This window comes from Streptomyces sp. ME19-01-6, assembly GCF_033793745.1.
GTDB lineage: Bacteria > Actinomycetota > Actinomycetes > Streptomycetales > Streptomycetaceae > Streptomyces.
The window spans coordinates 84,172-97,604 of the sequence record NZ_JARAXF010000019.1 but is presented as its reverse complement, the minus strand read 5'-3'; the positions used below and the strand labels follow the sequence as shown (position 1 = coordinate 97,604).

Annotated in this window: 12 protein-coding genes and 3 pseudogenes; 6 read left to right on the top strand and 9 right to left on the bottom strand. The window is 71.7% G+C overall.

Going from position 1 to position 13,433, the window contains the following annotated elements:
- The first annotated feature begins 68 nt into the window (after positions 1 to 68).
- Genes PV419_RS33250 through PV419_RS33235 form a run of 4 tightly spaced genes read left to right on the top strand, consistent with a single transcriptional unit; the run spans position 69 to position 3,248 of the window.
- The gene (locus PV419_RS33250) at positions 69 to 485 is read left to right on the top strand and encodes a nuclear transport factor 2 family protein (protein ID WP_319695287.1); all 417 of its coding nucleotides are present in this window, start codon (positions 69 to 71) and stop codon (positions 483 to 485) included.
- Complete coding sequence (locus PV419_RS33245) at positions 482 to 1,576, top strand: acyl-CoA dehydrogenase family protein (RefSeq protein ID WP_319695286.1); 1,095 nt, start codon at positions 482 to 484, stop codon at positions 1,574 to 1,576. Before PV419_RS33250 ends, PV419_RS33245 begins: the two co-directional genes overlap by 4 nt.
- A 6-nt stretch (positions 1,577 to 1,582) precedes the next feature.
- Positions 1,583 to 2,440, top strand: coding sequence for an acyl-CoA dehydrogenase family protein (locus tag PV419_RS33240; protein ID WP_319695284.1), 858 nt, complete (start codon positions 1,583 to 1,585; stop codon positions 2,438 to 2,440).
- Positions 2,441 to 2,450: 10 nt separating this feature from the next.
- Positions 2,451 to 3,248, top strand: coding sequence for an acyl-CoA thioesterase (locus PV419_RS33235; protein ID WP_319695282.1), 798 nt, complete (start codon positions 2,451 to 2,453; stop codon positions 3,246 to 3,248).
- Between the two features lie 124 nt (positions 3,249 to 3,372).
- Here PV419_RS33235 and PV419_RS33230 read toward each other — a convergent pair whose 3' ends face one another.
- The 5 genes and pseudogenes from PV419_RS33230 to PV419_RS33210 all read right to left on the bottom strand — a co-directional run bounded on the left by PV419_RS33230 (position 3,373) and on the right by PV419_RS33210 (position 5,783).
- The gene (locus PV419_RS33230; protein ID WP_319695446.1) at positions 3,373 to 3,804 is read right to left on the bottom strand and encodes a hypothetical protein; all 432 of its coding nucleotides are present in this window, start codon (positions 3,802 to 3,804) and stop codon (positions 3,373 to 3,375) included.
- Positions 3,805 to 3,935: 131 nt separating this feature from the next.
- Positions 3,936 to 4,115 (bottom strand): annotated as a pseudogene (locus PV419_RS33225) (diaminopimelate decarboxylase); the annotation flags it as partial.
- 49 nt (positions 4,116 to 4,164) lie between these two features.
- A pseudogene (locus PV419_RS33220) lies at positions 4,165 to 4,665 on the bottom strand (diaminopimelate decarboxylase); the annotation flags it as partial.
- A 205-nt stretch (positions 4,666 to 4,870) separates the two neighbouring features.
- Positions 4,871 to 5,350: a hypothetical protein gene (locus tag PV419_RS33215; RefSeq protein ID WP_319695281.1), complete on the bottom strand. Its 480-nt coding sequence runs from the start codon at positions 5,348 to 5,350 to the stop codon at positions 4,871 to 4,873.
- The gene (locus tag PV419_RS33210) at positions 5,286 to 5,783 is read right to left on the bottom strand and encodes a hypothetical protein (RefSeq protein WP_319695280.1); all 498 of its coding nucleotides are present in this window, start codon (positions 5,781 to 5,783) and stop codon (positions 5,286 to 5,288) included. Before PV419_RS33210 ends, PV419_RS33215 begins: the two co-directional genes overlap by 65 nt.
- 290 nt (positions 5,784 to 6,073) lie before the next feature.
- Here PV419_RS33210 and PV419_RS33205 point away from each other — a divergent pair.
- Positions 6,074 to 6,968 (top strand): annotated as a pseudogene (locus tag PV419_RS33205) (IS110 family transposase); the annotation flags it as partial.
- 472 nt (positions 6,969 to 7,440) lie between these two features.
- On the opposite strand, the gene PV419_RS33200 reads toward PV419_RS33205, so the two are convergent.
- Both PV419_RS33200 and PV419_RS33195 read right to left on the bottom strand, forming a co-directional pair.
- Complete coding sequence (locus tag PV419_RS33200) at positions 7,441 to 8,586, bottom strand: thiolase family protein (RefSeq protein WP_319695278.1); 1,146 nt, start codon at positions 8,584 to 8,586, stop codon at positions 7,441 to 7,443.
- Complete coding sequence (locus PV419_RS33195) at positions 8,579 to 10,012, bottom strand: class I adenylate-forming enzyme family protein (RefSeq protein ID WP_319695276.1); 1,434 nt, start codon at positions 10,010 to 10,012, stop codon at positions 8,579 to 8,581. The genes PV419_RS33200 and PV419_RS33195 overlap by 8 nt, the downstream gene beginning before the upstream one ends.
- Positions 10,013 to 10,065: 53 nt before the next feature.
- Between PV419_RS33195 and PV419_RS33190 the strand changes: the two genes are divergently transcribed.
- Positions 10,066 to 10,833 (top strand): SDR family oxidoreductase, encoded by a 768-nt coding sequence (locus PV419_RS33190; RefSeq protein ID WP_319695274.1) that lies wholly within the window; start codon positions 10,066 to 10,068, stop codon positions 10,831 to 10,833.
- 185 nt (positions 10,834 to 11,018) lie between these two features.
- Here PV419_RS33190 and PV419_RS33185 read toward each other — a convergent pair whose 3' ends face one another.
- Together PV419_RS33185 and PV419_RS33180 are read right to left on the bottom strand one after the other, a co-directional pair.
- Positions 11,019 to 12,083 (bottom strand): phosphotransferase family protein, encoded by a 1,065-nt coding sequence (locus tag PV419_RS33185; protein WP_319695272.1) that lies wholly within the window; start codon positions 12,081 to 12,083, stop codon positions 11,019 to 11,021.
- Complete coding sequence (locus tag PV419_RS33180; RefSeq protein ID WP_319695270.1) at positions 12,080 to 13,405, bottom strand: acyl-CoA dehydrogenase family protein; 1,326 nt, start codon at positions 13,403 to 13,405, stop codon at positions 12,080 to 12,082. Before PV419_RS33180 ends, PV419_RS33185 begins: the two co-directional genes overlap by 4 nt.
- Positions 13,406 to 13,433 lie beyond the last annotated feature (28 nt).

Below are 13,433 nucleotides of genomic sequence, written 5' to 3'. Positions count from 1 at the left end.
GAGAAGCAACCATCCGGAGCAATACTCCTTGAGTGAGAATCGCATTCTCGAACGAGAGGACGAGGCCCTTGAGCGACACCGACGACCTGGTGGAGATCGAACAGCTCCTCGCCCGTTACGCGGTCGCCATGACCCGCGGTGACGTGGACCGGGTGCTCGCCGTGTTCGCCCCGGACGGCAGCTACAGCGCCTTCGGCGACACCTACCCGCTCGACGAGTTCCCGGCGCTCGTCTCCGCCGCCCCGAAGGGGCTGTTCCTCGCGGGGACGCCGGTGATCGAGCTGGACGGTGACGCGGCGACCGGCACTCAGCCGCTGTCCTTCGTCGAGCACTCCACGCACGAGATGCGCATCGGCTACTACAACGACACCTACGTCCGCACCCCGGACGGCTGGCGGCTGCGCACCCGTGCCATGACCTTCATCCGCCGCAGCGGCGCCCACGACTCGGGCCGCCCGCACGCCTTCGAGCGCACCCGCCCGTGAGGATCGAGGAGTTCCGCCGGGCGCTGGGCGCCTGGCTGGACCGTCACGACCTGTCCCCCGGTACGGACCACTCCCTGGACGCCCAGGTCGCCCAGCTGGCCCGCGTCCGGCGGGAGCTGTGGGCGGCGGACTGGATGCGGCACGGATGGCCGGACGCGGTCGGCGGACTCGGCGGCCCGAGCGTGCTGCGGGCGGTACTCGGCGAGCAGATCGCCTCGCGGGACCTCGCCGAGCCCGGCCTGTGGTCGATGGTCGAGGTGCTGGTCCCCACACTGATCGACTACGCGCCGCCCGCGCTCGCCGCCGAGATGGTGCCCCGGCTGCTCGGCGGCGAGGAGCAGTGGTGCCAGGGCTTCTCCGAGCCCGGCTCGGGCAGCGACCTGGCGTCCCTGTCCACGCGTGCGGTCCCGCAGGGGGACGGCTGGGTGGTGACGGGGCAGAAGGTATGGACGAGCCTCGCCCAGTACGCGGCCCGCTGCGTCCTGCTCGCCCGGACGGGAGAGCCGGGGCACGGCGGCATCAGCGCCTTCTTCGTCGACATGGACTCCCCCGGCATCACCGTACGGCCGCTGCGCACGATGCACGGCGTCGACGAGTTCGCCGAGGTGTTCCTCGACGACGTACGGGTCCCCGCCGGGCGGCTGCTGGGCTCGCCCGGCGACGGCTGGCGGCTCGCGATGGACCTGTTGCCGCACGAGCGGTCCACCTGCTTCTGGCACCGCGTGGCCCACCTCTACAGCCGCCTCGACCGGCTCCTGGCCGACGGCTGCGAGCCGGACGCGGACGCGCTGGGTGCCGTCTGGCTGGACCTGCACAGCGTGCGCTGCCGCTCGGCCGCCACACAACGGGCCCTGGCGGACGGCGGGCGGCTGGGCCCGGAGACCTCCGTGGACAAGATCCTGCTGGCCGGCGCCGAGCAACGGCTCTTCGACACGGCGCGGGACCTGCTGCCGGGGTCGGTGGAGCTCGCGCCGGACGGGACGTGGCGCACCGAGTACCTCTACTCGCGGGCCGCGACCATCTACGGCGGCACCGCCGAGATCCAGCGCAACATCGTCGCCCGCCGTCTGCTGGACCTCGGGAAGGAGTGAGACGCGGTGGACGCCGCTGAACGCGCACTACTGGAAGAAGCCCTGCACAAGTCCCTGACGACGAGCGGGCCGGAAGCCGAACCGGATGTCGCCCTGGCCGAGTTGGGCTGGGCGGAGATGCTCGCGGAGGAACCGGGCAGCGCGATCCCGCTGGTGTTCCGGCTGCTCGGGGAGACCGGCTCCCAGGCCCCGGTCCTCAACGACGTCGTCCTGCTGGCGGCGGGCCGCCCGCTCGGAGGAACGCCGCCACTGCCGTACGCGGGCGGGGCCTGGGTGCGGTGGCTGCGGGGCGCGGGTGCCCCGGCCGGCCCACTGGATCCCGGGCTCCCGCTGCGCCACGCCGAACCCGATCGCCTTCCCGCGCCTGCCGTGGCGGCAGGCCGACGGGCTCTGGGCTGGTGGCTGCTGGGCACCGGGCGGGCCATGCTGACGCTCGCCCGCGAACACGTGCTGGACCGCGAGCAGTTCGGCCGTCCCCTCGCCTCCTTCCAGGCACTGCGGCACCGGCTGGCGGAGACGTATGTGGCACTGGAGGCGGCGGAGGCGGTGCTGGTCGCGGCCGGGGCTCCGGAGACGAACCGCGCCGCCGGGGAGGACACCGAAGCGCCGGCCGGCGCCGACACCCTGGACCACACCGGCGCGCTGCTCGCCAAAGCCGCCGCCGGCCGGGCCGCGCTCACCGCGGCCCGCCACTGCCAGCAGGCGCTCGGCGGTATCGGCTTCACCGCCGAGCACGCCCTGCACCGGCACGTCAAACGTGCCCTGGTGCTCGACGGGCTGCTCGGCTCCACCCGTGAACTGACCCGCGAGGCCGGCCGGTTGCTGCTGCGTGAGGCGCGCGCGCCCCGCCTCGTCGACCTGTGAGGGGCACCCCGTGACCGACCCGTGGAACGACCTGCTCGGCTGTCTCGACCTCACTCCCCGCGGGCCGGGCACCTACGAGGGCCGCTCGCAACAACTGGAGTACCGGCGGCTGTTCGGTGGACAGTTGCTCGCCCAGTTCGCAGGCGCGGCACAGCTCGCCGCGCCGGGCAAGGGACTGAAGTCGCTGCATACGCAGTTCCTGCGGGAAGGACACACGGGTGAGCCGGTGCGTTACGAGACCGAGGTGCCGCAGCAGGGGCGGACCTTCGCGACCGTACGGCTGACCGCCCGCCAGGAGCGGGGTGTCGTCGCGGTGGCGAACGCGAGCCTGCACGTGTGGGAGGAGGGGCCCGACCGGCAGGCGGCGCCCCCCGTGCCCACGCTGCCCGGACCCGAACGCGCCGTCGAGCTGGGCTTGCTGCCCTGGGAGTCGAGGGCGGCGACCGATCTCGACACCGTGAAGTCGGAGCCGCCCGAGTACGAGCTGTGGACCCTCATCCCGGACGCTCCCCGGGCCCTCGCCCCCGCCCTCCTCGCCTACACCACCGACCTCACGCCCATCGGCACCGCGCTACGCCCCATGGAGGGCGTGACGCAGGCGGAGGCGGGCCGTGCGTTCACCTCGGCCGTCACCGCACACACCGTGTGGTTCCACCGGCCGTTCACCACCGGGGACTGGCTGCTGCTGCGTCAGCACAGCCCGCTCGCCGCGCACGGGCGGTGCTTCGGCCGCGGGGACGTCCTGACAGCGGACGGCACGCTGCTCGCGTCGTACGCGCAGGAGGCGTTGCTGCGGTTCACTGTATGAAGAGTGGCCGACGCCGTGCGGCGCCCCGTCGGACCGGCTGTTGTCGGGGCAGGAAGTGTGCGTGACGGGCTGAGCGATGGCCTGGTCCGAGGAAGGGGCGGGCCGAGGTGGGTCATCGGCTCGCTCACGTGAGGATGTCGTCGATGGTCTGGACGGAACGGAGGAGTTCGAATCGGACATCTCCGCGGGGACCGGTGCGGACTCCGTAGACGGCAGGTTCGGGCAGAGTGTTGAAGTGGTAGGGGGCGGAGAAGCAGTAGGCGCCGGTGTCGAGGATCGTCACGACATCGCCCGGCACCAGCGCGGGCAGGCGACGGGCTCGGGCGATCACGTCGCCGGCGAAGCAGAGAGGACCGGCGATGTCCTGCGCCACCAGTGGTCCGGTCTTGCGGGCGCCGGTGGGGTGGTGTGCCGTGACGCGCAGAGGCCAGGAGTCCGGCTGGAACACGGTGCGTGTGGCGACCTGGGCGCCGGCATGGGTGATGGCGATCGGGCGTCCCCCGGAGGTCTTGGCGTACTCGACGTAGGCGGCGGTGAAGCCGTTCTTGGAGAGCAGGGAGTGACCGAACTCGGTGACGATCCGGTATGCGCCGGTGAACAGGGCAGGTGCGTGATCGCGCAGGTGGGCACGTAGGTGTCGAAGCCGAGGGTCGTGTTGTCGGTGTCGAAGTCGACCGGAAGTCCGCCGCCGATGTCGATGCCGGTGATCTGTCGCCGGCCGAGTTCGGCGTTGACCTTGTCGGCGAACGCGACCGTCTTCGCGATGCCCTCGGCGATCAGGTCGAGCGGGCAGCCCTGTGATCCGACGTGCGCGTGCACCCAGGTCAGCCAGGGATGCTCCCGGTAGGCCCGCAGCAGCCGCTGCATGTTGCCGTCGTCCTCCAGCGCGATGCCGAACTTTGGATGTCGCGGTCGCGGTGCTGCTCGCTGCAATGGAGCCGGCGCCGACCTGGGGGTTGATCCGTACCCCGATCTGCGAGGTCAACGAACACGTGGCGAGGAGGTTGCCGATGCGGTCCAGCTCCTGGAAGTTGTCCGCGTTCACCGCGACACCCAGTTCCAGTGCCTGGCGGAGTTCCGCGGGGGTCTTCGCCGGGGAGTCGAAAACGATCTGTTCGGGGGCGAAGCCGGCGGCCAGGGCCTGGCCCAGCTCCCCGGCACTGGCCACTTCGCAGCCCATGCCGAGTCCTCGGAGCTCCTCGAGCAGCGGCACCAAGGGGTTCGCCTTCGCCGCGAAGGCGTGCAGCACGGAGACCGAGCCCGGGAAGGCCTGCTGAAGCGCCGCGACGCTGTCGGCGACGCCGTCGAGGTCGACAAACCCCGCGAGCAGCGCGTCGTCCGGATCGATGAGCCGCTGTCGTATCGCGGCTGTGAGGATACGTTCTCGTCGCTGTGCTGCCTGGGAGCCGGTCACCATGCACCTTCCGGGTCGTCGAAGTGATCGCCCGGGCGCACCGGACGCACAAGCCCCAGACTCCCGCACTGTCGAAACGGCGTCTTCGTCCCGGCGACCACACTTCTCTGCGGTGACACGCGCCCGCTGACCATGGGCCGCGCGCGACCGGTGCGTCGTCGTGCCAGGGCACGAACGTGACCCGCCGCAACAGTGCGCGCCGACGACCTCAGCGATCGTAGGCGCGCAGTGTGTCGATCAAGGCTCCGCCGTGCTCGGCGTCGTACGCGGCCGAACGTGTCACCGGCAGTTCCGGCGGCAGCGGCATCTCGCGCAGCGTGTCGACGATGCGCAGCATCGTCACCGTCTCGGCGACCTCGCCCACCCGCGCGACGGTGCCAAGTCCGTCGCGGGACAGCAGTGCCCGCAGCGCCAGGTCGGCCGTCCGCCGGGACTCGGCCGCCTGCTGCAGGTGCGCTCCCACCTCCCCGACACCGACGCACACCCGCGCGGCGAGGATCGCTGACAGCTTCCCGGCAAGGGCCTCACCCAACCGCGCCACCTGTGCCGCGGCGGACTCGGCGTCCGGTGCCAATCCGCCCACCAGGACCAGCACACCACCGGTGACCGCCACCACGACCGCCTCATGCCCGTGCGCGGCACACTGCACGGCCACCAGGTCGGGAACGCGGTTCTTCGTCCCGACCACCGCGTCCGGCGTGCACCGCCAGCACCGCGCACCGGCCCTCGACCGGCAGCGAGGTGCGTGCTGCCAGCGCCTCGGCGGAGCCCAGGCCCTCCAGCAAGGCGCGCGCCGTCTCCTGCACCACCTGTAGCTGCCCGGCCCGGCGGGAGCGGTGATGGAGAAGACGCGGTGCGGCCGCTCTCGCGGCGGCCCGCAAGTCGTCCGCCGCGGTCTTTGGCAACGGCCGCCCGGCGGCTGCCACCCAGATGGAACCCAATGCCTCGCCACCGGCTGTGACCGCGATGGCCAACCGTTCGAGGAGATCCCCCTCGGCCGGCCGGCGAACCACATCCCCCGACTCCCACAGCAGCCGGAAGAAGCCGGTCTCCTTCATCGCGGTCACCGCCGAGTCCGGCACCCGGCGACCGAGGATGGTCCGCCGACGCATGTCGTCCACGTCCTCATCCGTGGACGAGTAGGCGAGAACGCCTGCAGGTCCTCGATCGTCACCCCCATTACCTTCTTCGTGGCCCCGCAATGGTGCTCCCGGCCTCTGGAGCTGGCATGACTGGTCCCCCCTGTCGAACGCATGGCCCGGGGGGTGGTGTCACCAGCCCCGGAGGCATCGACAGACCGCTGATTAGGGGCATGACCACCGGCTTCTCCGGAGGCAGGGAGGCTCTTCGTAATGTGGATGTGGCGATCGGTGCCGCTGGACGGCCGGGCGAGTACGACCGGAGACTGCACGTGATCGACACCAGCGACATCAGCGTCTTCCTCGGCCTGGACGTCGGCAAGGGCGAACACCACGCCACCGCCGTCACCCCGACCGGGAAGAAAGCCTTCGACAAACGTCTGCCCAACAACGAGCCCAAACTCCGCGAGCTCTTCGCGAAGCTGCAGGCCAAACACGGCACCGTGCTCGTAGTCGTCGACCAGCCGGCCTCCATCGGCGCCCTGCACATCGCGGTGGCCCGCGACATGCGCTGCCAGGTCGCCTATCTGCCCGGTCTCACGATGCGGCGGATCGCCGACCTCTACCCTGGCGAGGCCAAGACCGACGCCCGTGACGCCTTCGTCATCGCCGACGCCGCCCGGTCGATGCCACACACGCTCCGCTCCATCGAGCTGGACGATGAGACCGTCGCCGAGCTGGAGATGATCGTCGGCTTCGACGACGACCTGGCCGGCGAAGCCACCCGCATCAGCAACCGGCTGCGCGGACTGCTCACCCAGATCCACCCGCACCTCGAACGTGTCCTGTGCCCGCGCATCCAGCACCCGGCCGTCCTCGCTGCTGGACCAGTTCGGCTCGCCAGCCCTGATCCGCAAGGCCGGACGGCGCCGGCTGATCAGCTTGATACGCCCGAAGGCTCCGCGGATGGCCGAGCGGCTGGTCGAGGACATCTTCACCGCACTCGACGAGCAGACCGTCGTCGTCCCCGGCACGGACGCCGCCGCCCTGATCGTCCCCAGCCTCGCCAGCTCGCTCCAAGCCGTCCTCGACCAGCGCAAACTCCTCGCCACGAGAATCGAGGAACTGCTGGAGGCCCACCCTCTTTCCAAGGTCCTGACGTCCATGCCCGGCATCGGCGTCAGGACCGGAGCCAGAATCCTCATCGACGTCGGCGACGGCAGCAGCGACCCATACCGTGCGAAAGAACACCGCCACACCCGCATCCGCGGCCGCCGAACGCACCACCGGCCTCGCCCGGCCGAGCAGGTCCGGGCCGAAGACCACGGCCACCGCCCTGGCGTGGCCGGCCGCCCGGATCACGTCGGCGGCAGCGCTCGACGGGGGTCGACCCCGACCACCAGCAGAACCTGCCCCGGCAACACCCCCGGATCCAGCGCGTCCCACACGGTCACGCCCTGTACGGGAACGGCCAAGCCGTGAGGAGCCGCATACAGCTCAAGAACCCCGGCTCCGACCACCGACAGCAGAGCTTCCAACGTCGGGCCGGGAACCGTCGAGGGCCGATGAGAGGGGAAAGAACCACCTGCCTGCATGAGCAGCCCCTGCACTGGAGATCACGACAGTCGCCGTGGGAACCGCAGGTTGCGGTCGAATCCAGCCTACTGATCGTGTGACGCCCGGCCCTCCTCAGGTACCGTCACAGCCCCGGCACCTCCAGGACCAGCGCCGAACCCATCCCCCCGCCCGCGCACATCGACGCGACGCCCACCCCCCCGCCCCGGCGACGGAGCTCGTGGACGAGCGTGACGACCATCCTGGTGCCCGTGGCGGCGACGGGGTGGCCCAGTGAGCAGCCACTGCCGTTGACGTTGACGGTGTCCGGGTCGAGGCCGAGGCGGCGGACCGCGGCGAGTGGCACCGAGGCGAACGCCTCGTTGATCTCGAACAGATCCACGTCGGACAGCGTCATGCCCACCCGCCCGAGCGCCTTGGGGATGGCGTGCGTGGGGGTCAAGCCGGTCTCGGCCGGGTCCCTGGCCACGGAAGCCCAGGACCGCACTCTGGCCAGGGCGGGCAGTCCGAGGTCCTCCCGCGCGAGGCGCTCGTCGGCCACCGCCACGGCCGCCGCCGCGTCGTTGGCGCCGCAGGCGTTGCCTGCCGTGATCGAGAAGCCCTCGATCTCGGGGTGGAGCGGCTTGAGCGCGGCGAGCTTCTCGGCGCTGGTGTCACGCCGCGGGTGCTCGTCGGTCTCGAAGGTGCCGTGTGGGGTGTCGACCGGCACGGTCTCGTCTTTGAAGCGGCCTTCGTCCAGTGCCCGGACGGCGTTGCGGTGCGAGCGCAGCGCCCACGCGTCCATCTCCTCGCGGGTGAGGCCTCCCTTCACGGCGGTGTTCCAGCCGACCGTGATCGACATGTCGAGGTTGGGGGCATCGGGACGGTCGGGGTGGGAGGGCGGCACCCAGCGTTCACCGCCCAGGTAGGACAGTTTGGGCGCGGTGGAGGCGGAGTTGACGCCACCGGCGAGCACCAGCCGGTCCATGCCTGCCCGGACGGATGCCGCCGCGGTCGAGACCGCGGCGAGTCCGGCCGCGCAGTGCCGGTTCAGGGCGAGCCCCGGCACCTGTGGCAGGCCCGCCGTAACGGCCGCGTGGCGGGCGACGACCCCGCCGCCGTAGTGCGACTCGGCGAGGATCAGGTCGTCCACGAGGTCCGGGTCCAGACCTTCGGCCACCGCCGCGACGACACGGTCCGCCAGGTCGTAGGCGGACGTGTCGCGCAGGCTCCCCTTGAAGGCGGTGCCGATCGGGGTGCGCAGGGCGGCGACAAGCACGGCTTCAGGCATCGGCGGCCTCTTCCAGTTCGGCGACCAGGGTGCGGCGCAGCAGCTTCCCGGTGGGCGTGCGGGGCAGTTCGGGGCGGAAGACGACCGTGTCCGGCGTCTTGGAGGAGCGCAGGCGCTCTTTCGCGAAGAAACGGATCTCGTCCGGGTCGCCAGCTCCGACCAGCACCGCGACCAGGCGCTGGCCCCACTCGGGGTCGGGCAGCCCCAGCACGGCGGCCTCGCGCACGCCCGGGTACTGGAGCAGTATGTCCTCGATCTCGGCGGGGGCGATGTTCTCCCCGCCCCGGATGATGGTGTCGTCGGCGCGGCCCTCGATGAAGAGGTAGCCGTCCTCGTCCAGCCGGCCCCGGTCACGGGTGGCGAACCAGCCGTCCGTGTCGCTGCCGCTCGCCCCCGCGTACTCGCCGGAGATCTGCTCCCCGCGCACGAAGACGAGTCCCGTCTCGCCCAGTCCGAGGGGTTTTCCGTCCTCGTCCCGGATCTCTGCCTCGACGCCCGGCAGCGGACGGCCCACGGAGCCGAGGCGGGCCCGCACCGCCGGGTCGTCGGAGGCGACCGCCCGCCAGTGGTCGTCGGGCCCTAGCACGCAGACCGACGAGGCGGTCTCCGTCAGCCCGTAGGCGTTGACGAAGCCGGTCTGCGGGAACTGCCGCAGGGCCCGCTCCACCACCGGGCGAGGGCAGCGCGCTCCGCCGTAGGCGAGACTGCGCAGGGTCGGCACACCGGCCTGCGCGTCCCCCAGCTCCGCCGTGATCCTGGCGAGCATGGTGGGGACGACCATGGCGTGGGTGACGCCCTCACGGCGCACCGTGGCCAGCCAGTCGGCGGGACCGAAGGCCGACTGGTAGACGACGCGCCGGCCGGCGTACAGGTTCGTCAGCAGGTTCATCAGGCCGGCCACGTGGTAGGGCGGGAGGGCCACCAGGCTCGCGTCGGTCACCTCAGCCGAGCCGAAGTCCTGGGTGTTGAACACGTAGGCGAGCAGGTGGCGGTGGCGCAGCAGGGCCGCCTTGGGGGCCGCGGTGGTGCCGCTGGTGTAGAGGACGACGGCGGTGGCGTCGCGGTCCTCGGGGACGGGCCGTCCCTCGGCCTCCCCCTGCGGTGCGGTCAGCAGCGCGTCAAGATCGGCCGGGTGCAGCACCTCGGCTCCGGGGTGCCGGAGGACCAGGATTTCCAGCTGCTCTTCGCCGAGGCGGTAGTTGAGGGGGACGAAGGGGATACCGGCCAGCGCCGCGCCGAACAGGGCGACGGGATAGGCGAGGTGGTTCGGCCCCAGGTAAAGGACCGCGGTGCGGTCACGGAAGCGGTCGGCCGCGTGCTGTGCGAGGCGATGGAGCTCGGCCGCGGAGAGCGAGCGGCCGCCCTCCGTGACGGCCGGCCGGTCCCCCGCGGAGGCGGCCATTTCCAGGATCACGGCTATATTCATGAGAACGGCATTCTCGTACACTAAGAGCGATACTCGCAAGGGAGGGGAATGACGTGCGGATCGAAGATTCGGCGGCCCTGGTGGTCGGAGGCGCGGGCGGCCTCGGTGAGGCCACGGTGCGGCGACTGCACGCGGCGGGCGCCCGGGTGGTGATCGCCGACCTCGCCGACGACAAGGGCAAGACCCTGGCCGAGGAGCTCGGAGTGCGGTACGTCCGCACCGACGCCACGGACGAGGACTCGGTGGCGAACGCGGTGGCGGCGGCCGGACAGGCGGGCGAGTTCAGGATCGCCGTCGACTGTCACGGCGGTCCGGCGAGCGGCGGCCGGCTCGTCGGCAAGGACGGTTCACCCCTGGATCTCGGCGGCTTCCGCGCCACCGTCGACATCTATCTGACCGGCGTCTTCAACGTCATGCGCATGGCCGCGGCGGCACTCGCACGCACCACCCCCCACGACGAGGACGGCGGGCGCGGCGTGATCGTCACGACGTCGTCCATCGCCGCGTACGAGGGCCAGACCAGCCAACTGCCGTACGCCGCCGCGAAAGGCGGGGTGAGTGCCATGACGCTGGTCGCCGCCCGGGACCTGTCGCCCCTTGGCATCCGTGTGGTCTCCGTCGCCCCGGGCACCGTCCTCACTCCCGCGTACGGAAAGGCAGCCGACCGCCTGGAGGCGCACTGGGGCCCCCAGGTGCCGCATCCGCGGCGCATGGGACGCCCGGAGGAGTACGCCGCACTGGTCCAGCACCTGTGCGAGAACGAGTACCTCAACGGTGAAGTGGTGCGCCTGGACGGAGCGTTGAGGTTCCCACCAAAATAGCCTCCCACGAAGCAGTCTCGGCGTTGCAGCGCCAGGGCCTCGCCGCCCTGGGTGGCCCCGGTCGGCATCACCACCGGGGTGCAGGACGGCGAGGCGGGGCCGCACAGGCCGCCAGCACGCCCACCACGACGGTCGGCGGCCGGACGTACCACCAGCCGGTGAACGGCACCTGAGACCTTCAGGACTCAGTCACCCTCCATTTCCTGGCGGGCCTTGGCCCACAGCCACCCCGCGTAGCCGTGCAGCCCCTCGCCCAGCTTGCGGTTCATCTTCCCGGCGAGCGCCTGGGCATAGCTGCCCTCCAGGAGGGCGGCCAGGCGGAAGCAGGCCAGGACCTGGTACCACCGGAAGGCGGAGACGTCCCGGCCGGTCGACTCGGCGTAGTGAGCGACGAGTTCGGCACGGCCGGGCATTCCGTCCCAGGGCTGGAACTGAGGGTCGCTGCCGGGCGGGTCGCCCTTCTCGCGCCAGGCGGTGAGGATCCAGGCCAGGTCGAGGAGGGGGTCGCCGAGGGAGGCCATCTCCCAGTCGACGATGGCGGCGAGGCGCGGGGCGTCGTGGGCGAACATGACGTTGGCGAACTGGAGGTCGCCGTGGACGATTCCGGTCGCGCCCTGCTTCGGGCCGTGCGCGGCGAGCCAGTCGGCGACGGGGTCCACCTGCGGGTTCTCGGTCTCGCGGTAGGCGGGCTCCGCGCGGTAGCCGTGCAGCATCCTCAGGTACTTGGGGGTCTGCCGCTCCAGCCAGCCCTCCGGCCTGCCGAGGTCGGCCAGGCCGTGCGCGGACGGATCCACGGCGGCGAGGCGCGCGGCGCCGTCGACGAGGGCAAAGGCGACCGAGCGCCGCCACCCGGCATCCGTCGCGTACCGGCCGGGCAGCTGCCCCCGGGGCATGAAGCCGTCGATCTTCTCCAGGACGGAGAAGGGTGCGCCCAGCACCGCATCGTCCTGCACGCTCGCGTACAGGCGCGGATGGGGTACGTCGGTGCCGGCGAGAGCCGTCAGGACGCGGCTCTCGCGCCGGAAGGCGTCGGACGCGCCGGACCGGAGGTGGCGGCCGGGGCGGCGCAGGACGAGTTCGCTGCCGTCGGCCCGGCGGAGGGTGAACAGGAGGTTTTGAGCGCCGCCGGTGAGGGTGTCGAGGGCGGTGACGGGGCCGTCACCGGGGAGGTCGGCGAGGCCGGGCCAGGCGTTGAGGCGGTCGAGGTCGGGCGTGGTGTCGTCGGCGGCGCTTTCCTTCTGCGAGGTCACCGGGTCACCGTCGTCTCGTTCAGGCGGTCCGCGTACTTCGCGCGGGCCGCGGCCAGCCGGGTGGGCAGATGTTCCGAGCCGAACAGCGGGTCGTCCGCCGGGACCGCTTCCTTCAGCAACAGCCGGGCGACGACGTCCTGGTGTGCCTCGGTGGGGCCGTCGGCGACTCCGAGACTGGGACCGGCCTGCCACATCCTGGCCAACGGCAGCTCGTTGGAGACGCCGAGCGCGCCGTGCAGGTGCAGGGCGCGGTAGGCGACGTCGACGAGGACCTTGGGCGTGGCGACCTTCACGCCGGAGACGTGGAGACGGGCGCGGCGCGCGTCCGCCGGGTCGCCCGTGCCGTTCGCCCGGTCCATGTGCCAGGCGGCGTGCAGGACCTGGAGGCGGAACTGCTCGATCTGGATCCAGGTGTCGGCCAGTTGGTGGCGCACGGCCTGCTGGTCGGCGAGCGGGCCGCCCCGGGTGCGGCGGGAGGCGATCCGCTCGGTCATCATCTCCAGGGCGCGCCGGCACTGGCCGACCGACCGCATAGCGTGGTGCAACCGGCCACCGCCGAGCCGGGTCTGCGCGATCAGGAAGCCGGAGCCGGGCTCGCCGAGCAGGTTCTCGGCCGGTACGCGGCAGCCGGTGAAACGCAGGTAGGCGTGGACGCCCTGGCCGAGCGGCTCGCCGGCCAGGCCCGTGCCGCGCACCATCTCCATGCCCGGGGTACCGGCCGGGACCAGGATCATGGAAGCGCCTTTGTGGACGGGCACGTCCGGGTCAGTGATCACCATGGCGATGACGAAGGCGGCGTGGGGATAGTTGGAGGCGAACCACTTTTCGCCGTCGATCACCCAATGGTCGCCGTCACGGACCGCGCGGCAGGTGAAACCGCCCGGGTCGGCGCCGCCGGTGGGCTCGGTCATCGCGAAGGTCGAGACGATCCGTCCGTCGAGCAACGGCTCCAGGTACTCCTTTCGCTGCTCCTCGGTGGCGTAGTGGGCGAGGATCTCCGCGTTGCCCGAGTCCGGGGCCTGGGTGCCGAACACCATCGGGGCCCAGCCCGAACGGCCCAGGATCTCGTTCAGCAGGCCGAGGTTGACCTGACCCATACCCATGCCGCCCAGCGACGGCGGCAGGTGCGCGGCCCACAGCCCCTGCTCACGCACCCGCCGCTGAAGCGGCCGGACGACTTCGCGGAAGACCTCGCTGCCCCGGTCGTACGGCTCGGCGTTGCCCGGAAACAGCACGTCGAGCGGCTCGACCTCCTCACGGACGAACACCGCGGCCCAGTCCAGCTTCTCCTGGAACGCGGCACCGGTACTGAAGTCCCACATGACGCACCCACCCTCCATCAGAATATGA

Bases quoted from the DNA above. Each gene is read 5' to 3' on its own strand.
- PV419_RS33200 (WP_319695278.1), bottom strand. From the start codon at position 8,586: ATGCCTGAAGCCGTGCTTGTCGCCGCCCTGCGCACCCCGATCGGCACC.
- PV419_RS33195 (WP_319695276.1), bottom strand. From the start codon at position 10,012: ATGAATATAGCCGTGATCCTGGAAATGGCCGCCTCCGCGGGGGACCGG.
- PV419_RS33180 (WP_319695270.1), bottom strand. From the start codon at position 13,405: ATGTGGGACTTCAGTACCGGTGCCGCGTTCCAGGAGAAGCTGGACTGG.